This is a genomic window from Pseudarthrobacter leeuwenhoeki (genome assembly GCF_055412885.1).
Genome location: NZ_JBVAYY010000026.1, coordinates 1 through 20,338, shown reverse-complemented (window position 1 = coordinate 20,338; position 20,338 = coordinate 1). Strand labels below are relative to the sequence as shown.

Genomic DNA, 20,338 nt, shown 5'->3' with positions numbered 1-20,338 from the left:
ACTTGGTTCGTGGCCGGAAACACCTGCGGTCACTGTGGATTCAAGTCAGGAACGCGGACCGGCCGCGGCGCACAAACGCCCCCTCACCTCCCGCCGTCGAACTGCGGAACGTGAGGGGGCGTCTGCGTGCAACCCGCCAAACGTGAGGGAGCAACGCGGGGTCAGGTACCGCCCATTAAGGGTCCCAACATGGGCCGGATCTGACCCCGCGTTGCTGTGTGGAGGCGGTGACCCCGCGTTGCTGTGTGGAGGCGGTGACCCCGCGTTGCTGTGTGGAGGCGGTGACCCCGCGTTGCTTGGTGGTGCGGTGGGGTCAGTCGTGGGTGCGGAAGACCTGGACTACTGAGGGGCGGGGGGCGCGGGCCTGGCCCCGGGCCGGCTTCGTCCCGGCAGGCACGTAGTCCGGGAAGAAGGACAGCTGCGCGTCGAACGTGCCGTCCTCGCCCGGGTGCTGCACGGAGACGAACACGGTGCGTTCCTCGTCGTGGATGATCGGCCCGCAGGTTTCGCCGTCGCGCGGGACGGCGAGGAACTGCTCCACCCGGCCGCGCTCGGCGCCCTCGAGGGTGACCTTGAACAGCCCGTCCGCCTTGCCGATGCCGGAGGGGGCGCCGTCGGTGGAGATCCAGAGGTTCCCGACCGAGTCGAACGCGAGGTTGTCCGGGCAGGAGATCGGCGAGACCTTCTCCACCGGGAAGCCGGAGAAGTAGGTCACGTCGCCGGTGGAGGGATCGCCGCAGACCATCAGCAGGTTCCAGGTGAACGCCGTGGAGGTCTGGTCGCCGGTCTCGGTGATTTCCACGACGTGGCCGTCGCGGTTGGCGTTGCGGGGGTTGATCTCGGTGGCGCCTTCCTTGCCGGCCTTGCCGCGGTCCGAGTTGTTGGTGCAGGCGACGTAGACCTTGCCGGTGTGCAGGCTCGGCTCGACGTCCTCGCAGCGGTCCATCTTGGTGGGGCCCACCTTGTCCGCGGCCAGGCGGGTGTACACCAGCACCTCTTCCACGGACATCCCGGGCACGGCGGACTTCCCGCCGACCACCAGGGGCAGCCATTCGCCGGTGCCGTCGAAGCCGCCGTCGGACGGGAGGGCGCCGGTCCCGGTGATCTCGGAGGCCGGGGAGTTGCCGGTGAACCGGGCCACGTAGAGGTCGCCGGCGGAGAGCAGGGTCATGTTGTGCTTGCGGTCCCCCTCGCAGTACTTGTCCTTCGAGACGAACTTGTAGAGGTAGTCGAAGCGCTCGTCGTCGCCCGAGTAGGCCACCACGTGGCCGGACTCGGCCACGATCACGTTGGCCCCCTCATGCTTGAAGCGGCCCAGGGAGGAGTGCTTCTTCGGGGTCGACGTCGGATCGAAGGGGTCTACTTCCACGATCCAGCCGAAGCGGTTGGCCTCGTTTTCGAAGCCCGGGTTGCGGGTGTCGAAGCGGGGATCGTCGAGTTCCCACTTCCGCGCCGTGGGCGAGGACTTGAGCCCGTAGCGCTTGTCCTCGGCCGAGGTGCCCGGCGCGACGAAGTACCCGTTGAAGTTCTCCTCACCGGAGAGGATGGTGCCCCAGGGGGTGGTGCCGCCGGCGCAGTTGCCCAGCGTGCCGCGGATGGTGCGGCCGGCCGGATCCGCAGAAGTGCGGACCAGCGGCGAGCCCGCCACCGGACCGGTGAGCTGGTACGCCGTGTCGTTCAGGTAGCGGCGGTTCAGCTTGGCGCCCTTGACGTAGGACCACGGCTTGTTCTTGTTCTTGCGCTCCAGCTCGACGACGGAGAGCCCGTGCGCGGCGGCGCCGATCGCCCGGACGTCCGCGGCGGGCATCGTGGCCGGGAACATGATGGCTTCGTTGGTGTATTCGTGGTTGGCGAAGAGCACCCCGCGGCGGCCCTTGCTGCCGGGGATCTCGAGGATCTCCGTGTAGTCGACGTTGTAGCCGAACTGCCGCGACTGGGCAGCCGCGCTCTGCTTGCCGAGGTCGAAGTCCGGGGCGTCCTTGAACATCGGGTCACCCCAGCGGATTACGGGCTGCCAGGTGAAGCCTTCCGGGACCGTGACGGCGTCGACGGCGGCATCCACGGGGGCGATCGCGGTGAACTTGAGCTTGGACTTGCCGTGGCCGTAGCCGTTCTTGGCGGCCGCGGACAGGCCGGGACCGCCGTCGGCCACCGCGGCCTCGGGCGAGGCCAGGGCACCGCCGAACGCGACGGCGAGCGCACCGGCGGCGCCGAAGCCCAGGGCGGCGCGGCGGGACATGGTCGCGGAGGCGATGTCGCGGAAGTAGGCGTTGGAGCTGGTGTTGCAGACTTCGCCGGTGCAGGCGTTGTCGCACTTGAGCGCGCAGGTGACGGCGCTTCGCTTGCCTTTGGTGTGGCCGAGCATCGGGAGCAGGGAGAACGTGCGTCCGGAGGAGACAGACATGGAGAGACCTTCCACGGGTGGATTGGGGGCCTTCCCACCGTTCCAGCCGCGCACGACGCGGAGGGGTCCTCCGGGTGAAGTCGCGGTGAACTCCCCGGTCAGCCCGGCGACTGCTCCGGCTGGCTTGCGGCGGCAAGCAGCCGCTGCCCGATTCCTTCAAGGAAGCCGGCGACGTCGGAAATGCTGTTTTGGGTCGATCCCTCGAGGACTGCCGCGGCAGCGTCAGCGAAGTGCTCTGTGGCCCACTGCATCGCGTGGGTCCCTGCCGGGCTCAGGTGCAACAGCACACTTCGCCGGTCCGTGGGGTGGGGCTTGCGGAGCATGAAGCCCTTGGATTCCAGCCGGTCAACCATGGCGGTCACGGATCCCGTGGTGATGTTGAGCAGATTGCCGAGGGCCTTCGGCGTCATGCCGTCGACTTCCCCCACGAAGGCCATCGCGTTGATGTCGATGGTGCCGATGCCGAGTTTTTCGGCCAACCGGATCCTGAGGGCGTACGTCCCCACGTCTACTCGCCGCAGCCCCTGGGTGATGCGCAGCAGCGCGTCCTTGTCAGCCGTTGAACCCTCCGGTCGGTCTGCCATGTCTAGCTCCTCGTCCTTGTTGCCCAGCTGTCTGCAAGCAATCCATCATAGGCGCCACGCCCGACGGCGGGCTGCGGATCAACATTCAACTCGACTCACTATCTACTTTAGATTCAAGCTAAAAAGTGTGAAACCGCTAGAACGTATGTATTTTTTGGCCTAAAAACTAGACCGAAAACCCGTTAGCTTGATTATCAAGTAAATTATGTATAGGTTTACTTCTGCCGGCTCCGCTCAGGGAACCGGCGCTAGGTCTCATCCGGGGCGGGGGCCCCACGTCACCATCAGGAGCTTCTCATGGCACAGATTTCAGCACGCACGGCCAAATGGGCCAAATGGTCCGTCGTCCCCGCAGCACTCCTGGTGAGCGGCCTCGTCGTGTCGCAGGCGTCGTACTCGGCATTCAGTGCAACGACCAACAACGCCGGCAACACCTGGGCCTCGGGCTCCCTGGACCTGAGCGACAACGATGCCGGCAAGGCGTTATTCACCGCCTCGAACATCAAGCCCGGTGACACGGGCAGCAAGTGCATCACGATCTCCACCACGGCGAACGTGGAGAGCACGCTGAAGCTCTACGCGGCCGGCTATAGCAAGGGCACCAACGGCCTCGGTGACCGCATCAACGTAACTGTCAGCCGCGGCAGCTTCCCCGGCGAAGCACCGGCCAACGGGGTCTGCGACAAATTCACCGCCGACAAGGTTGTTGTACCCGCGGCCACTTCGCTGACCGCCTTCGCCGCTGCTTCGACGAACTACGCGACCGGCGTCGATTCCTACGCGCTGCCTGCAGCCGGCACCCGCACCTACAAGATCGACTGGACGTTCGCCTCGGCCGGTACCCCGGCCGACAACGCCTTCCAGGGCGATTCCGCCTCGATCGACTTCACCTGGGAAACCCAAACCCAGAGCTAGACCGCCCCCAGCCATCCCGCGCCCGAGCCGCCCCACTGCAGGAGCCCCCATGTTGCCGAGAGTCCCCGCAGCCGCAGCGGATACCGCTGCGGCTGCGGGGAACCCGGCAACACCGCCGGCGCCCACCATCGCCCTGGGGTGGCTGCGGATCCTGGGCGCCGCGGCTGGACGGGCGGCGCTGACAGTCGTAGTGACTATGGCGCTCTGGTCCTCGGCTCCGGCCCTCCTCGGCTGGCAGCCCACGACAGTGGTCAGCGGATCCATGGAACCGTCCATCTCAGTCGGGGATGTCGTTGTCGCAAGGCCCGTCGGGACCGAGAACCTCTCCACCGGGCGGGTCGTCCTGGTCGATGACCCGGACCAACCCGAACGCCTGCGCCTGCACCGCATCGCAGCAGTGAACCCTAACGGATCCTTCACCCTGCGTGGGGACGCCAACGCCGCGGACGACTCCACCAGCGTGTGGCCATCGGCCGTCCATGGAGTAGGCTACCTGCGGATACCGACCATCGGACTCCCCATCACCTGGGCCAAGAGCGGCCAATGGCTCAAGCTCGCAGCCCTCGCAGCAGCGCTGGCCGGTGCCGGCGCCCTTACCCGTTTAGACAGGCCGTTCCTCCAAAGCAACAATCGCCGGACGGAGGGGAACACCGAGAACGGATCCGCAACAGCAGTGCCCGCCACCGGCGCGAAAAACCCTGGGGTGCCGACCAGCCGGGGCGCCTCCGTTATGCCCATCCTGACCGTTGTCCTCGCCCTGGCAGGCGGCTCGCTGCTGACTGCCCCGGACGCCCACGCCACGTTCTCCGGCACCACCACCAAACCGGCGAGCACCTTTGCGTCCCGCCCGTTCTTCAGCTGCACCGCAGCCGTCCTGGCCGACTCCCCTGCCTTGTTCTTTGCCTTCAATGACTCCCCGGAGAACAACGGGGTCACCGATTACTCCGGCAACGCGACGAACGGCACTTTCCGGAGCAAGGATCCCCTGAGCACCGCTGTCCCCTGTGCCGGGGACGGCGGCAAAAGCGCCACCCTCGCCGGTAAGGAGTACATCTCCACCGCGGAAAAAGTGGAAGGCCCACCAAACGTGTTCAGCTACGAAATGTGGTTCAAGACCAGAGTCGGGGGCGGGAAACTGGGCGGATTCGAGAACAAAAAGACCGGCAACAGCAGCACGACCGACCGCAACCTCTACATGCTCGCCGACGGCAAACTGGCTTTCGGCGTCGACCTCGGAGCGACACTTCCAGCCACCATCACCTCCCAGGCCCCCTACGCCGACAACAAATGGCACCACACCGCCGTGACCTTCTCGCCCTCGGGGATGAAACTCTACGTCGACGGCACCGAGGTAGCCACCGAGGCCGGCACCACCACGGCCCACACCGGGTACGACGGTTGGTGGCGATTCGGCAACGGCAGCCTGACAAACTGGCCCGGGGCCGGCGCCTTCAACGGCCAAATGGACAACATCGCCGTGTTCACCACCGCCCTCAGCCTCGAACAAGTCTCCGCCCATTACCAGGCAGGCCTCCCCTAAGCCTTGATCCACCGAAGGGGGCGCAGCTGGGCCCTAACCCGCAGCCAGCACTGCGTGCACCCGGCGCAGGCGCTCCAGCCACCACTCGCGGCGCTCCGGCGCGGCCGCGTATTCGGCCAGCAGCCCCGGGTCGGCGGCGACATCGCGGACCCGGATGGCGCCGTCGTCGGGCACCAAAGAGTCCCGGGTGACATCGGCGGCGAGCAGCGACACGGTCCCCAGCCCGCAGGCGTACGGCAGGTCCGGCAGCGCGGCGGCAAGCGCCAGCCCGGCACGGATTCCCACCGAGGTGTCCAGCGCGGAGCTGACGACGGCGGGGAGCCCGGCCTGCGCCACGATGTCCAGGGCGCGCCGCACTCCCCCGAGCGGTGCCACCTTCACCACGATCAGGTCCGCGGCGCCGGCGCGGGCCACCTTGAGCGGATCCTCCTCCTTGCGCACGCTTTCGTCCGCGGCGATCAGCACCGGGCTCCCGGCGGCACGCAGCCGGCGGCGGACCTCGGCGAGGCCGGCGATGTCCGGCACCGGCTGCTCAGCGTATTCGAGCCCGACGCCGGCCAGCCGGGTCAGTGCCTCGACGGCGGTGCGGACGTCCCAGCCGCCGTTGGCGTCCACCCGGATCGCGGCGTCCGGGAGCGCCGCGCGGACCGCGTCCACCCGGGCGGCGTCGTCGTCGAGGCTCTGCCCGGGCTCGGCCACCTTGATCTTGACGGCGTCCACCCGGCCGAAGCGGGCCAGGATTTCCGGGACCCGGTCGGCGGCGATCGCCGGGACGGTGGCGTTAACCGGGATCACGGCGCGCAGCGGCGCCGGGAAGCCCTGCCAGCCGGCCTCGATCGCGGCGGCGAGCCAGCGGGATGCTTCCGGGTCACCGTATTCCGGGAAGGGGCAGAATTCGCCCCAGCCCAGCGGGCCGTCCAGCAGCAGGGCCTCGCGCCGGACGATGCCGCGGAACTTCACCCGCATCGGCAGGCTCACCACGTGCGCGCCGGCGAGGAGCTCCTCCAGTGCCGGGAGCTGCACGTCTCAGCCCACCGTCGCGTCGGTCAGGTCGGTGACCTCGGCCAGCCAGGGGAACACAACGTCGACCAGCAGGAACAGCGCCCCGGCAAGGAGAGCGGCCGAGAGCAGGATCCGCAGCCAGAGCGGCCCGGGAAGCTGACGAAAAAGCCAGGCGTACATGGTCTATCTCTTTCCCTGCAGTGCGGCGAGTTGTTTGGCGATGGGCTCCGGGGGCCCGGCGCTGAGCGGCTGCCAGGACTCGAAGGCCGAGTAGGCGATGATGCGTTCCTCGGACCCGAAGAGCGGGTTGCAACTGGTCATGGTCAGCAGGCGCTGCTCCGGCGTCGCGCCGGGGTGTGCCGGCACGGGCAGGATCACGTCAGTCCGGTCCGGCAGGACGATCTCCTGGTTCCGGAAGACGTAGGTGTAGAAACCGTCGGCCGTCTGGACGTAGATCTTGTCCCCGGGCACCAGCGTGTGGATGTTGTCCAGGACCGCGCCGTGCGTCTGGCGGTGGCCTGCCATCACAAAGTTCCCCACGGACCCGGGCATCGCCGTGCCCGCGTAGCGGCCCAGGCCCAGGGTGTCGATGACGTCGCTGCTGGTGCCCTCGATGATCGGCCGGCTGTAGTCGGCTCCGAAGCGGGGAATGTAGATGACGCCGATGGCCTTGCCGTGCGCCGGCGCGTCACCGACCGGCACCGCCGCGGGGTCCGGCGGCGCCGCGTTTGCCGGTGCCGCAGCCCCGGGTCCGGACGGTTCGCCCGGCAGGGGCACCTGGTGCTCCATGACGAACTGCTTCACGGCAGCGCCCTGGGCCGCGTCCGCTTCAACGTTGGTCCACCACAACTGCCAGGCGACAAAGAGACCCGCGATCACGCCGAGGGTGATCAGCAGTTCGCCCGCCACCTGGACGGCCATCAGCGAGCGCCGCGGGCGGGTGCGGCGGGTTTCCTGCGCATCACCGGCGCGGCGGTTCAGTACCTTCGACATGCGACTCCTGTTAGCTACCGCTGGACGCTGCCAATGAAGCATCGCCCGTTCGGAAGAACCGGCAAGACTGACGTGGCCACAGTTCCGGACCGGAGCTGCGCAATCACACATTCGTTCCCGCCCAGCACTCCGACCTCGACGGCGTCCGCGGCCAGTCCGGTGGGGGTGCGGGATGCGGAGACCTCGACGGCGGCCGGGGCGAACCCCGCCGCGGCCAGGCTCTCGCGGACCTGCGCCGTGCTGGGTTGCGGCGAGGAAGCCAGCAGTGCCTGCAGCGCCGCCTCCACCTCACCGGAAACGCCGGACGGAGCGGGGGACGACGACGGCGATGCCCCGGTCGCTCCCGGGGAGGCGGCACCCGTTGCCTGCCCGCCCGCTGCCGGAGTGCTGCCAGTCGAGCCGGAAGCAGCTGGGCTGGAGGTAACCGTGGGCGCGGGCGTCGAGCACGCCGCCGTCGCGACCACGAACGGCAGCACCAGAGCAACCAGCCCCGCGTAACGGCGGCCGCTTGAGCTGTGGAGCGGGGTGGGGGCAGGGGAAGTCACCGGATCATCCTTTCATATCGGGCCGGGCGCCCCGGCACCCAGGCTTGGGGCTCCCGAGGAATGGACATGCCCTCCCGCGGCCTGGCGAATACTGCGGACATGCCCAGTTGGCGCGTCCAGGAGCGGACATATTGGCACTATGTCCACTCCTGGCGGCGTGGACGGGGCATGTCCCGTGGGCCGGTGGCGTGCTCGCGCTCCCATTCGGCACGTAGAAAAAGGCCCGCATAAACCAAGGCCCCCGTCTACAGGACCATGTCCGGCCGGTCCGGGTGCCGGAGCTCCCAGACGTCCGCCGCGGCGCCGTGCGGCAGTTCGAGCTGCCACTCCTCGCCCGGGCCGGGGTAGGCACGGAGTGTCGTGGGCACGGAGCCGTGGCGGTAGACCTCCACGATCGAGGCGTCGAGGAAGATCCGCAGCTCATCGCCGCCGGCCACGGTGTCGGCGAACACGGTCCGCCGCTGACCCGCCGAGGCGAGGACCAGCCGGAGCGTGCCCTCTCCCCCGGCCACCCGGACCTCCGCCGCGGCCGGCAGCGTAAGGGTGCCGGCCGCGCCGTGGTGCAGCCGGTCCCCGCGGTAGGCAAGGAGCTCGGGGGCGGGCTCGACGGCGAGGACCTCCCCGTGCACGGAGAGCTGGCGCGGGAACGTCAGGATCCCGGCCCAGCCGGCGTCGTCCGTCTCCGACTGGGTGCGCCCGGGACGGTCCCCGCTGTCCTCCGCCTCAGCGGACCAGCCCCAGAGCAGCGCCCGGTCCGGCAGCGCGAGGAGCTGCGGGGTGTAGAACTCCCGTCCCAGGTCCGCTTTCCCGCCCGACGCCGGGGTGAACACCGGCAGCCCGCTGCCGTTCGCTGCCAGCGAGCCGAGGAGGTAGCCGACCCCGTTGGGGTGGTCGTGGTCGTCCGAGGCGTGCCACAGCGAGGCCATCATCACCCATGTCTCGGCGCCGGAGGAATCCGGGACCCGGATGAGCTGCGGGCATTCCCAGATCTCCGCGGGCAGGTGCCGGGCCGCGAGCGGGTCCTCCGAGCTGAACCAGATCCCCTCGTACCGCCAGCGGCGGAGGTCCTCCACGCTGTACAGCAGCACCGCTCCGTGGCCGGAGGCGAGCCCGGCGCCCTGGAGGGCGAAGCGGCGGCCCTGGAAGCTGAAGAGGGACGGGTCGCGGACGGCGGTGACATGCGGGTCCGGGGGCACCTCGGCGGCGACGTGCCCGTCCTGGGTCCAGGTGCGCAGGGCCGCATCCGCCCGGGCCAGCACCACACGGGAGTGCCCGTCCGCGGTGTCGGCGCCGGAATAGACGGCGGTGGGGACGCCGGCGTCGTCGGTCACCACACCGGACCAGCAGCCCAGCGCGTCCGGTGTGCCGGGCTGGGGCCGGAGCGCCACCGGTTCCTCGTCCCAGCGGACCAGGTCGGGGGAACTCAGGTGCCCCCAGCAGATGCCCTGGTGCCGTGCCGAGTCCGGGTTGCACTGGAAGAACACGTGGTAGCGGCCGTCCACGTAGCTCAGGCCGGTGGGATTGTTGATCCAGCCCTGCGCGGGCCGCGGATGGAAGCGGGGGAAGGCTGGGTCCGGATGCTGCGCCGCGGTGTCCATGCCCAAAACACTACCCGTGCCGCAGCGCGGCGCCCCCAGAAACTTCGCAGGGTTCTGTGGGAACCTGAGATGGTGATTTTTCGGCAGGACCACCCCAGCATGCAACCGGCTTCGGAGTACCCGCAGCCGCCGTCCCGCGCGCCCCAAGGCGCCCGCCCGGGCACCCCGGCGAGCACCCCGGCGGAGCCCGCCGGCCGCCAGGGCCGGGGAACAGGGTTCCTGTTCCTGCTGGCCACCCTCGCCAGCATGGCCGCACTGGCCGCGACCTACTACTTCTTCGTCCGCACCACCACAGGCCAGTTCATCGACGAATCGGCCCTCGTGGAGGCGGTCGAAACCCACGGCACCGCCGGCAAGGCCGCCACCAGGCTCCTCGATTCGCTGCCCGCACTGTCCCTGCTGATCTCTTCGGTGGTGGTCCTGATCGTCACCGTGCTGAAGCGGCGCTGGACCGCGGCGGGGATCGCCGTGGCGGCCTGCGTGGGCGCCAACGTCGCCACCCAGATCCTCAAGAACATCGTCCCGGACCGGCCCTACCGCGGGATCGAGACCCTGGGGCTGAACTCGCTGCCCTCCGGGCACACCACCCTCGCGGCGTCGGCCGCGGCGGCGGTGTTCCTGATGGTCTCCCCGCGCTGGCGGCCGCTCGCCGGGTTCCTGGGCGGCAGCTTCGCCGTCGCCACCGGGGTGTCCACGCTGATCAACCAGTGGCACCGGCCCGCCGACGTCGTCGCGGCCTTCCTCGTCGTGGCAGTGTTTATGCTCCCGGCGGGCTGGCTGATCCTCCGCACGGGCCCGCACTGGAACGTCTGGGACGGCTACGGGCAGCACTGGGCCGCAGCCCGGCTGTGGCTGGCGCTGCCGCTGCTGGCGGGCCTCGTCGCGGCCACCGTGGCTGCCGTCGCGCTGCTCAGTGTCGCCGCCGGCACCGGCCTGGCGGGCAGCACCACAAACTATTTCTGGGCCGGAACCGCGCTGATCGTGATCGCGGGCTACCTCGCCACGGTCGGCGGCGTGTGGCTGTTCGGGCACGCGGCACGACGGCGGAGCGCACCCCGCAGCTGACCGGCGGCCGCCGGGCCAGGGGCCCTTGAAACTGAAGGGCGGCCGCGCACACGAAAAACCCAGGAGCCCCAGAGCTCCCGGGCCATTTCGTGCTCTGCGGTGGCTACCTGAGGCGCGCGCAGATGTCCACGGCTTTACCCGCGGTGGCGTCCACGCGGCTCACGTTATTGGTCAATGGTGAGTCAACCTGGAGCACCACCCGCCCGGTGTACTGGTAGGCCCCGGGCCCACCGGCGTCCGTCGCGAAGTAGACAAATCCGTTGTGGCCGGTGAGGTTGAGCGTATAGGTTCCGTCCGGGTTCAGGACATATCTGGCCACGGAACCGGACGTCTTCACGGTGTACGTCTTCCCGTTCTCTTCATTGGACCAGGTGAGGATGCGTCCGGTGCCCACCTGGTAGACGTTGCCGTTGCTTAATTCGATCACCCTGATGTTCCCCTCCGTCGCCGCGAGACCAAGGTCAAAGTCGCCACACGAGTCCGCGGCCGGGATGACAATATCCGGATCGGTGTGATAGGCGCTCGCGGGCGAAGCGGCCAGAAGCACGGCAGCTGTTGCAGCCAGCGGCGCGATCCAGCGGGTCTTATTTCCTAACATGAGAATCTCCTCATTGTTTACGTCGAAAAACGCATCACCCATCGGCGGAGACCATGCGCGGTAATTCGTCACGGGCGAACCCTGACGGCGGCACGCGGGCCGCCCCACTTACGGCCGGGTTGGGATTCACCGGCGCGCTCGCCCGACCGTACTAAGCCCCCTTAGCTTCCGCCCGAGTAGTCACTACTCGTAAGTTCCCCCCTGGGCTACTCGCCCCGCCAGCCCGGCCACCGCAAACCCCGTTTACATCCGCCCCGCCAAGGGCCAGAATTAATCGCGCACAGCCACTGGTTCAGCAGCGCGTTGGCCGCATCCGTCCCTACGGTCAAGCCGAAACGTCTCGAGGCACTGTCATGAGCACTGATTCTCCGGTTTCACGGCGCGCCACCACCCTCGCGTCCGTCCCGTCGCAACAGCGGATCAATACCTTTCTCCGCGATTCCGTCTACGCCCGGCGCCAGCACGTGCCGGGGATCTGCGACCTTGCCCTGGGCAACCCGCACCAGATGCCGCCGGCAGCCTACGTCCAAGCCCTGGCCGACGCGCTCACGCCAAGGAACGAGCGGTGGTTTGGCTACAAAACCAACGAACCGGAGGCGCAGGCCGCGGCGGCGGCGGCCCTGCAGCGGCTGCTGGGAATGCCCTTCGAGCCGGCGGACATCCACCTCACCACGGGCGGTTTCACCGCGATCCCGCTGGCGCTGAAGGCCGTCGCCGACCCCGGCGACGAGGTCATCTTCACCCTGCCGCCCTGGTTCTTCTACGAGCCGCTGGTGATCGAGGCCGGGCTGGTGCCGGTCAAGATCCGCTGCGACGCCGGGACGTTCGACGTCGATCTCGCGGCACTGGGGGCGGCCATCACCCCACGCACCCGGGTGGTGATCGTCAACACGCCCAACAACCCGACCGGCCGGATCTACCCGCCGGCGCTGTTGAAGGATCTGGCGGCCATGCTGGAAGGGGCCTCGCGCAGCAACGGCCGGCGGGTGTACCTGCTCTCCGACGAGGCCTACAACCGGATCGTGTACGACGGCGCCCGGTTCCACAGCCCCGCCGAATACTATCCGTACACGCTTCTGGCCTACTCGTACGGCAAGACCCATCTGGCGCCCGGGCAACGGATCGGCTATCTGGCGCTGCCGCCCACCATGCCGGACCGCGGCCCGCTGCGGGAGGCGATCAGCGCCCTGCAGATGGCGATGGGCTGGATTTACCCCAACGCACTGCTGCAGTATGCGCTGCCGCGGCTGGAACAGTTCTCGATCGACGTCGGGCAGCTGCAGCGCAAACGCGACCTGATGGTGGAGGCGCTGACCGGCTTGGGGTACCAGGTGTCGCGGCCGGAGGGGGCGTTCTATCTGTTCGTCCGCACCCCCGCCGGTGACGACGAGCAGTTCACCGCCGCCCTCGCGGACCAGGACGTGTTTGTGCTGCCGGGCACCCTGTTCGAGACGCCGGGCTATTTCCGGATCTCACTCACCGCGTCGGAGGACATGATTGAGCGGGCACTGCCGGTTTTCGCCGCGGCGATCCAGCGCCCGGGCGGTACTACGTAGCGCCGGGACTGATCGCTCGGCGCCCAGCGGAACCCAGCCGCCCTGTTCCGTGAGCCAGTGATGCAGGTCCTCGATGGCGCTCAGATGGTACTTCAGCGTGGTGGATCCGACCTGGCACACCAGAGCGGGAGGGTCGGCCCGTCGTCGCGGTACATGCTGTACTCGGATGTCCCGAGCACGGGCCGAGCCGGAACCGTCAGTAGTTGCGCCGGTGCTTCAGCCGAGGAATCGTGATGGCGAAGACCGCGGCGGCAGCGAAACCCAGCGCGCCGGTGGCGGCCACCCCGGCCCCGAGCGAGGCCACGGCGGTCACGGCCGAGAGCAGCACCGGCCCGCCGGTGGCCCCGGCGTCGGCCATGAACCGCCAGAGCCCTAAGAACTGGCCGCGGCCGTTGTCGGGTGAGAAGTCGGCGCCGAGTGTCATGTTCAGGCCCGAGCTGATGCCGTTGCCGAAGCCGATCAGCAGCGCCCCGAGCAGCAGCCCCGCGAAGCCGGTGCTGAGCGGGATCAGCAGCATGGCCGTGCCCATGATCAGGGTCGACGGGACGGCCACCCACTGCCGGCCCTTGCGGTCCATCAGTTTGCCGGCCGGATAGAACACCAGCATGTCGATGGCGCCGGAGAGCCCGTAGATCACCGAGGCCTGCGTCGCGTCCATCCCCAGGTGCTCGGCCCAGAGCGGGATCACCACCTGCCGGGACGCGCGCAGCGCACTGAGCAGCAGCACCCCCATGCCCACGCTCAGGAACACCCCGGCGTGGGAGACGGCGACGCTGCGCAGCGTCGCCTGCTGGACCGGGACGCCGTCATCCGGCGCGGGTGTGGCGACGAGGTCCGGGATGGTCACCGACAGGGCCGCGGCCGCCGCCATGGCGACAACCCCCACCCAGTAGGCGCCGGTGATGCCGGCGGACTGCATCACGGCGGCACCGATGAACGGGCCGAGGAAGATGCCGATCCGGTTGACGCCGCCGAGCGTGGACAGCGCCCGCGCCCGGAGGATTACCGGGACCGCCTCGGTCAGGTACTTCTGCCGGGCCAGGCTGAACACGCTCGCGGCCATGCCGACCACGAGCATCGCCGCGGCGAGCAGCCACAGCCCGACAGGCAGCAGCGGTGCCAGGGCAGCCGCGGCGAGGGCGACGGCGCTGGCCGCCGCGGCGCCGACGATGGCCCAGCGTTCGCCGAACTTCAGCGTGATGAGTGAGGCGGGCAGGTTGAAGAACCAGGATCCCAGACCTATCAGGGTGACCACCAGGGCGGCGACGGCCACCGAGGCGCCGAGGCCGCGGGCAGACAGTGCCACCACGGGCAGAATGGCGCCCTCGCCGATGCTGAACAGCAGCGCCGGGCCGAACGCGGGGACGGCGATGCTGCGCAGGCTGAAGGGCGCGGTCTGGGTGGTTGTCATCCCCTTCATCCTAGGGCGGGCGGTCAGGGGCAACCGATGCGGTCCTGGCCTGGCGCGCCGGGCCGGTCAGGCGATGCCGGACGCGTCACCTTGCCGGCGGTGCCAGGCAGGTCTTGACAACAAATATGTAAGCGCGGGTGAACTGCCAGTCCGGGCTCTCGATTTGTCCTCCAATTGACGCCACATGCCGGTTGGCACTATTGGCTAACCCCGCACCGTAGGTGCCCCATCGGAAACCCCAGTGGAAAGCAGCGCCCAAGCGGCCTGCGGCACGTTCCTTGAGGGCAGACTGGATGGCGTCGGCCGACTTGTCCTGCATGTAATTGAACGCGGACGCGTGCTTTCCGACCTCAGTTGCTTCGGGCGGCGCCACCATGTCCGTCGCCATGGAACAGATCAGGTCTTTCAGGAGTTGCTCGCCGACCTGAGCCGCCGTTTTTTCATCCCCAGGACTCCTGACGGAGGCGCTCCGGCTAACGCTTTGTGTGGCGTCCGAGGACAGGCTCGCGCCAATATCAGACGCCACGACGGCTGTGGCGTCCACCTCCCGGATTGCGGCCTGGACGGACTGGCCCCGAAGGGTTTCTGCCACCAGTTCCGGAAGCTTTCGTGACTCGTCCGTCAGTCCGGAGGGACTCGTCGCCAACTTTTTGGAGAGGTCATCAGTTTGGGAAGCCGCGGTCTTGCCTGACTTCAGCCACGACACGGGGTTCTTCATCTTCGACCCCGCTTCTGCGATGGCCTCTGCCAGTTCAGAAGAGTAGGCGCGGGCGACGTCATCCGCCGACCCGCACCCGGTAGCTACTAGCGACGCCGCCAGGACCACCGCGCCGAGTCTGAGCTTGGAATCCCGGCAGTGACGCATGTTGGCCTACTGGTACCACCGGCCCAGCCCGTGCGGTACCCACCGGTGTACCACCGACGCGGTGTGCAGTAAACAACAGGACGCTATCGCGCAGGGGCGCTCAGGACTCGAAGTGCGTGCGGGCTTCCTCGCCGGTGAGGTTCCGGAGTATCTCGGCGGCGACGTCGCGGAGCTTCTGGTTCCGGTTGCTGGAGACCCGGGTGAGGATGCCCATGGCTTCCTTCTGGGAGCAGCGGTTCTGGGCCATGATGACGCCGCAGGCCAGATCGATCGAGGTGCGGTGCTCCATGGCGGCCTGCAGGTCCTCGGCCCGGGACTGCGCGGTGCCGATCCGGACGGCCAGGCGCAGCGAGCGGCCGGTGAGGTCTGCGAAGCCGGCGGCCTCGGTGATGATGTCCCGGGTGAAGACCCCGGTGTTGGGGGCGAAGTAGTTCAGGGCGGCGGCCGCGTCCGGACCGATTTCCAGGGGCACGCCCAGCATGCTGCGGACGCCCTGCGCCGCGAGTCGGACCTGATAATCCGGCCAGCGCGAATCCGTGTCGACGTCGGCCAGCAGGACCACGGTCTTGCTCCGCAGCGCCGCAATGCACGGGCCGTCGCCGAGGCTTTGCTCGATGCGGTCCAGGATGACGGCCCGGGGGCTGCTGCCGGCCACCGTCATGGACTTCTTGCGGCGCTGCAGCGTCACGCCGCATTCGATCTTGGCGCGGGCGGCGTGGCTGAGCATGGCCGCCGAGAATTCAGCGAGTTGGCCGAGGAAGTCCTCGACGTTCTCTGTTCCCATCAGGAGGTCCTGCAGGTGCAGGACGGCTTCGTCCCCGGCGTTGTTGGTCATGCCTAAATCTAGGTCGGTCCACGGCGCGAAACAACAGGTCAGCTGCGCGGAAGCATAAGCCTTGCGAAGGCCCCGCGTGATGCTGAACGGCCTCTCCAGTGTCGGTGGGGGTCTCATGTCGGAACAGCTGTGGCGGGTCAGTGCCGACGTCGCCTGCGTCCACAGTTCCGACAGCGGCCGCATCGCCGTGCTGCACCTGGACGTGCCGGCCATCCTGACGGGAACGGCGCGTGCTCGCTCGCGCAGTACTCCCCGCACGGGAAACCCTGCGGTAGCGCAACCTCCATCTGGACGACTCCGTCAGAGCACTGCTCCGAACCCACATTGCGCGCTGGCGCCGCGGATGGGCAGGCCTTCCAGCAGCAACCCGAAAGATCCGTGATTCACGTCGATAGATAGCCGCCCAAGAGATCAAACCCAAGTAGGAGCTGGGAGATGATCGGGTACCGCACACGCTGTTGAGGCGCTACCCCCGGGCTTAGCGTCGGCGTATGAAACGTCTATTTGAAGCCGTGCGTGGGTTCGTGGAGCGCAACATTGTATGTGAGGACCCGTCACCGGGGCTGTCGCGCCTCGACCAGGAGGACCGCGTGGCCTGGGCAAGATACGTACTCAACCGACTTTCCTGAGACAGTGGCTCATCCAGTCAGTTAAGTGCGATCAGCAGCATCTGGTTCGTGCCCGGAATGCAGGTCTGCAGGACAGCCCGGGGGAAGCCGCCGAACACGGCACGGACGTCATTCGTTGTCCCGCCCCGGAAAACCTGTCCGAGGGCTGTTGCCTTGTAGGTGCCGTAGCCGGAGAGGATCACGGTTTCGCCGACGCCGATCCCCGAGAACCGCGCCCACCCTCCGCAGAAGTCGTGTTCAGTGATGAACAGCGAGTAGGCATTCGTTGGCGTGAAATGGATGGGGCCGATACACCTGTCCACCATGGCCTGCCCGCCCGCGCCCGCCACGTTGATAGTGCGGACAGCCGACGCCGCCGGAGCAGGCTTCGCAGGCGGAGCTGGGGCCACCGCTGCGGCCGCAACTGGGGGTCCTGAGAGTTTCAGGGTCTGGCCGGGCAAGATCGTGCTATACACGCCCAGCCCGTTCGCTGCCAGCACGTCATGGACATTCAGGCCGAAGCGAGCTGCGATGGTGCCGACAGTGTCCCCGGCAACCACCACGTACAGGTTGCTGTCGGGGACGCTGCTGACGGGCTGCTCCAGACGGGGATCCTGTGGAGCTGCCGGTGGAGGAGGCTCAGCCGCCACGGCCTCAGCGGCAGGGGGCGCCGGCGCAGGAGGCGGTTCGGGCGCCGGCGCAGGAGGCGGTTCGGGCGCAGGAGGCGGTTCGGGCGCAACCAGGGGTGGATCTTCAGCCGCCGGGCTCACAATGTCCGCAGGAACGGCCTGGGCGGTGTCTGACGGCACAGCCTGGTCCGGCGAAACAGTGTCCGGAACAGCCGCCACCTCCGTGGGCGACGCCGCGGCTGACGAAAGACTCTCGCCGGCCGTGGGCGCCGTCGCACGGGGAGTCGGCTGAACAGCCAGGAAGGCTGCCACGGCCCAGACGATCAGGAGGACCGCTACGGCCATCAGCATCATGGTCGTAGCGCGTGGGAACCGGCGGTTTACGTGAAGCTCGTGCTTGGGAGCCATCTGCATCAGTCCGACCTATGAATAGGCGGTTTACCAGGGGCCTGATTTTGGTCCATTCAAGACCTCAAGGCGGCTGCTCACTCAGCGGGGACGCGGTGGCAGGACTCCTGATCCGGCTGAGCCCGGGCAGGTACGCGATGGTCCCGAGATTACTGATCAGGAAGCCACTCCACACGCGTAGTTGTTGCCTGCATTCTTCAGCTCCACCACTCGGACCTCACAGGACCCCATTGGGGAGCGGGCTTTGGTCAGCGGGGTGTGAGTGCCAGAACCACGACGGCGACCGTTACCACGGCGAGGATCGTCAGGCCCACGTAAGCCCACCATTTCGGCCGGCGGTTTCGGTGGGGATTGATGTCGATGTACGGCAAGGCTAGGGAACCTGTCGTTGAAGGAGGGAAGGTTGCTTCTTGCGCTTTACGCAAATTGCCAGGTAGAAGACGGTAGCGAGGACCAGCAGGCTGCCTAAGAGAATGCAGAGTGCAAGGATATAGCCGAGCAGTGTCACAGGTGAGACCTTCTGAGATCAGCGGCATCATTGTTGCGCGGCCGGGATCCCCATCCTCCGGGCGAGCTGAGCGCTAGCGGGATTGGACCCTGGAAAGTGGGTCCTCCATGAGGTTACGCAAGAGATAAGGGTGCTGTCGATTCGGCGCGCGCAAGGTCTTCCCAGCGCTACCGAAGTGTGTGCGCAGGATTTCAGCCCCTCAGTGGTGCGCCCGGGTCTCCTGCAGGCGTTTGATGAACCAGCGGGACTGCTCCGGCCCATAGGGCAGAATCGGGATGGCCTTAGTGGCGTCATCCGGGGTCTCCCGTGTCGCCTGGGTGGCCTGCCGCACCGCCGTGGTCATGGTGTTGGCCATGGTCTTCACGAACTGGTCGCTACACGCCTCGCCATGCCCGGGAATCAGGAATTCGTACCGGTGCCGCAGCGCGGAGACATGCCGGAGGACGTCTGCCCACGCTTCGGGATAAGAATCCTCGAAGGACGGGTGTGAGCCCTGCTCCACCAGGTCGCCGGCGTAGAGGGTCGTGGCCGTTCCTACCAGGAGGTCGCCGTCGGTGTGTCCTAGGCCCAGGTGAAAGAGCGTGACGGTCTGGCCGCCGAGGTCCACCAGCACGGGCTGGTCCTTCACGATTGCGTTCGGCACGACGAGTTCGGTACTGCTGCCCTCGCCGGCAGCCATTTCCGGCTCTTCGGCCGCGACGAGGCTGCGCTGGGTGTCGCCGTTTTTATCGATCTCGGCGGCGCAGTTCTCGTGCGCCCAGAATTCGGTGACGCCGGCATCGGCGAACACCGCGTTGCCGAAGAAATGGTCGTAGTGGGCATGCGTGTTGACCACGACCAGCGGCAGCTGGGTCTTTTCCCGCACGGCGTCAAGGATCTCGCGGCCCTGCCGGGGTCCGCTGCCGGTGTCGATCACCAGGGCGCGTTCCGAGCCGATCACCAGGCCGGTGTTGAGCAGGGAACCTTGGGTGGTCAGGACGTAGTTGTCCGGGCCGACCTCGATCCATCGTGACATTAAGAATCTCCGTATTCCGGCGTTGTTCCGGCGTCGTTGGTGGGATGTTCTGCCCCCGATTGTACCCACCGGAACGGCAGGAAGCTGGAGGCCAGCACCGCGAGGGAGGACTTTTCTCCGCTCGGTCTGTGCGCGAGTCAGAGGTCCGCTTGCACCGGGTCCGGGTTCTCGAATGCGGAAGAGACAAGAAATCATCGACGTCGGAATTCCACTGAGAAGTATTCACGCCGCGGATGACGGCGGTATCTTGTTCACGGCCCGTTTCGGCGCTCCTGCTCTGCGAACAACGCAACTTGCACCATTGGCGCATGTTGTCCGCTATAGCACTATCTGCCACTCATGGTTCACCGCTGGATGCCGGTTTCGACATCATCATCCTGGCCGGTCAATCGAACATGGAGGGCGGCGCGAGCCTGCCCCGTCGCTGCCCGGCTCGATCCCACGGATACGAAAATGTACCAGTACGCAAATAGCGGCACGTACACGAACGTGGTTTCGCAGGCGGTCGATCCGCTCGGGCAGCACGCGACAAATACGGGTGTCGGGCCGGGGATGAACTTCGCCTGCTGGCACGCTTCCACGCTGCCGATGGGCAGGCGTGTGTTGCTGGTCCCTGCGGCTCACGGCGGCATGCAGCCTTCGACCGTGGCGACACCGCTGGTCTGGCGCATGACGGTGGCGGGGAACCTATACGCCAATGCCGTGGCGCAGGGGCTCGCGGCGAAGGCTGCGGCCGAGGCTAACGCATGCTTCGCCGCCGTTCTCTGGGTGCGGGGTGAAAGCGACGGTGACGCTTCCGTAGCAGGCGTCACTCACCAGAGCGACCTCGATCAGGTTATCGCCGGGTTCCGCACCGACCTCGCCTCCCCGGACTTGCAGTTCATCATCGGGCAGATGGTCAGGGAGTACCTTCCCCGCGGGACCCGTGGTGCCATCAACGCGGTACAGGCTGCAACTCCGGCCCGTGTCACCCGGACGGCGTTTGCCACGGCGGAACCGAACACCCCCTAGCGCCGGGCAGACCACGGGACTCGCCACCAGGCGCCCGACCAACACCCAGCTCACCGTGTCATGGAATGCCACGGCCGGCGCCGCCGTCTACTACCTCGAATACAAGCTCACCGCCGGAGGGACGTGGACCCGACACAGCCCCGTTACATTTATTGGGTCCCCGAAGGCCGGGGATTTGGTCGCTGGACCCGGTATGACTTTCTCGCCCTGTTATTGATGATCCGGGGGGTGTTGTCGCCGGGTTCGGA

19 protein-coding genes are annotated in these 20,338 nt (G+C 67.8%); 5 read left to right on the top strand and 14 right to left on the bottom strand.

What is annotated here, in order from left to right; translation table 11 throughout:
- Positions 1–313 precede the first annotated feature (313 nt).
- Both ACZYX4_RS17030 and ACZYX4_RS17025 read right to left on the bottom strand, forming a co-directional pair.
- Entirely contained in the window at positions 314–2,404 is a 2,091-nt protein-coding gene (locus ACZYX4_RS17030; RefSeq protein ID WP_463878127.1) for a PhoX family protein, read from the bottom strand.
- Between the two features lie 98 nt (positions 2,405–2,502).
- On the bottom strand, positions 2,503–2,988 hold the full coding sequence (locus tag ACZYX4_RS17025) for a MarR family winged helix-turn-helix transcriptional regulator (protein WP_463878124.1): 486 nt from the start codon (positions 2,986–2,988) through the stop codon (positions 2,503–2,505).
- Positions 2,989–3,285: 297 nt separating this feature from the next.
- On the opposite strand from ACZYX4_RS17025, the gene ACZYX4_RS17020 reads away from it, so the two are divergent.
- Both ACZYX4_RS17020 and ACZYX4_RS17015 read left to right on the top strand, forming a co-directional pair.
- Positions 3,286–3,903, top strand: coding sequence for a hypothetical protein (locus ACZYX4_RS17020; protein WP_463878122.1), 618 nt, complete (start codon positions 3,286–3,288; stop codon positions 3,901–3,903).
- Between the two features lie 49 nt (positions 3,904–3,952).
- Entirely contained in the window at positions 3,953–5,443 is a 1,491-nt protein-coding gene (locus ACZYX4_RS17015; RefSeq protein ID WP_463878120.1) for a LamG-like jellyroll fold domain-containing protein, read from the top strand.
- 33 nt (positions 5,444–5,476) lie between these two features.
- On the opposite strand, the gene ACZYX4_RS17010 is transcribed toward ACZYX4_RS17015, so the two are convergent.
- The 5 genes from ACZYX4_RS17010 to ACZYX4_RS16990 form a co-directional block, all read right to left on the bottom strand.
- Positions 5,477–6,466 (bottom strand): o-succinylbenzoate synthase, encoded by a 990-nt coding sequence (locus tag ACZYX4_RS17010; RefSeq protein ID WP_463878117.1) that lies wholly within the window; start codon positions 6,464–6,466, stop codon positions 5,477–5,479.
- Positions 6,467–6,469: 3 nt separating this feature from the next.
- Positions 6,470–6,625 carry a hypothetical protein gene (locus ACZYX4_RS17005; protein WP_463878114.1) on the bottom strand — a complete coding sequence of 52 codons (156 nt, stop codon included), beginning with the start codon at positions 6,623–6,625 and terminating at the stop codon, positions 6,470–6,472.
- A 3-nt stretch (positions 6,626–6,628) separates the two neighbouring features.
- The gene (locus tag ACZYX4_RS17000; protein ID WP_463878112.1) at positions 6,629–7,438 is read right to left on the bottom strand and encodes a class E sortase; all 810 of its coding nucleotides are present in this window, start codon (positions 7,436–7,438) and stop codon (positions 6,629–6,631) included.
- Between the two features lie 14 nt (positions 7,439–7,452).
- Positions 7,453–7,983: a DUF6993 domain-containing protein gene (locus ACZYX4_RS16995; RefSeq protein ID WP_463878110.1), complete on the bottom strand. Its 531-nt coding sequence runs from the start codon at positions 7,981–7,983 to the stop codon at positions 7,453–7,455.
- Positions 7,984–8,228: 245 nt separating this feature from the next.
- Complete coding sequence (locus ACZYX4_RS16990; RefSeq protein WP_463878108.1) at positions 8,229–9,581, bottom strand: glycoside hydrolase family 32 protein; 1,353 nt, start codon at positions 9,579–9,581, stop codon at positions 8,229–8,231.
- Between the two features lie 99 nt (positions 9,582–9,680).
- Here ACZYX4_RS16990 and ACZYX4_RS16985 point away from each other — a divergent pair, with 99 nt between their 5' ends.
- Complete coding sequence (locus tag ACZYX4_RS16985) at positions 9,681–10,646, top strand: phosphatase PAP2 family protein (protein WP_463878105.1); 966 nt, start codon at positions 9,681–9,683, stop codon at positions 10,644–10,646.
- A gap of 103 nt (positions 10,647–10,749) precedes the next feature.
- On the opposite strand, the gene ACZYX4_RS16980 is transcribed toward ACZYX4_RS16985, so the two are convergent.
- Positions 10,750–11,244 (bottom strand): hypothetical protein, encoded by a 495-nt coding sequence (locus ACZYX4_RS16980; protein ID WP_463878103.1) that lies wholly within the window; start codon positions 11,242–11,244, stop codon positions 10,750–10,752.
- A gap of 353 nt (positions 11,245–11,597) precedes the next feature.
- On the opposite strand from ACZYX4_RS16980, the gene ACZYX4_RS16975 reads away from it, so the two are divergent.
- The gene (locus tag ACZYX4_RS16975) at positions 11,598–12,800 is read left to right on the top strand and encodes an aminotransferase class I/II-fold pyridoxal phosphate-dependent enzyme (RefSeq protein WP_463878101.1); all 1,203 of its coding nucleotides are present in this window, start codon (positions 11,598–11,600) and stop codon (positions 12,798–12,800) included.
- Here the strand turns inward: ACZYX4_RS16975 and ACZYX4_RS16970 are convergent.
- The 6 genes from ACZYX4_RS16970 to ACZYX4_RS16945 all read right to left on the bottom strand — a co-directional run bounded on the left by ACZYX4_RS16970 (position 12,717) and on the right by ACZYX4_RS16945 (position 19,079).
- The gene (locus tag ACZYX4_RS16970; protein ID WP_463878099.1) at positions 12,717–12,920 is read right to left on the bottom strand and encodes a DUF6855 family protein; all 204 of its coding nucleotides are present in this window, start codon (positions 12,918–12,920) and stop codon (positions 12,717–12,719) included. The two genes, ACZYX4_RS16975 and ACZYX4_RS16970, sit on opposite strands and share 84 nt — an antisense overlap.
- Positions 12,921–12,996: 76 nt before the next feature.
- Positions 12,997–14,211 (bottom strand): MFS transporter, encoded by a 1,215-nt coding sequence (locus tag ACZYX4_RS16965; protein ID WP_463878096.1) that lies wholly within the window; start codon positions 14,209–14,211, stop codon positions 12,997–12,999.
- 85 nt (positions 14,212–14,296) lie between these two features.
- The gene (locus tag ACZYX4_RS16960; RefSeq protein WP_463878094.1) at positions 14,297–14,929 is read right to left on the bottom strand and encodes a hypothetical protein; all 633 of its coding nucleotides are present in this window, start codon (positions 14,927–14,929) and stop codon (positions 14,297–14,299) included.
- A 247-nt stretch (positions 14,930–15,176) separates the two neighbouring features.
- Positions 15,177–15,911 carry a GAF and ANTAR domain-containing protein gene (locus ACZYX4_RS16955; RefSeq protein WP_463878092.1) on the bottom strand — a complete coding sequence of 245 codons (735 nt, stop codon included), beginning with the start codon at positions 15,909–15,911 and terminating at the stop codon, positions 15,177–15,179.
- Between the two features lie 646 nt (positions 15,912–16,557).
- Positions 16,558–17,493 (bottom strand): LysM peptidoglycan-binding domain-containing protein, encoded by a 936-nt coding sequence (locus ACZYX4_RS16950; RefSeq protein ID WP_463878090.1) that lies wholly within the window; start codon positions 17,491–17,493, stop codon positions 16,558–16,560.
- Between the two features lie 770 nt (positions 17,494–18,263).
- Positions 18,264–19,079 (bottom strand): MBL fold metallo-hydrolase, encoded by an 816-nt coding sequence (locus ACZYX4_RS16945; RefSeq protein ID WP_463878088.1) that lies wholly within the window; start codon positions 19,077–19,079, stop codon positions 18,264–18,266.
- A 453-nt stretch (positions 19,080–19,532) separates the two neighbouring features.
- Here ACZYX4_RS16945 and ACZYX4_RS16940 point away from each other — a divergent pair, with 453 nt between their 5' ends.
- Positions 19,533–20,090: a sialate O-acetylesterase gene (locus ACZYX4_RS16940; RefSeq protein ID WP_463878086.1), complete on the top strand. Its 558-nt coding sequence runs from the start codon at positions 19,533–19,535 to the stop codon at positions 20,088–20,090.
- The last annotated feature ends 248 nt before the right edge of the window (positions 20,091–20,338 follow it).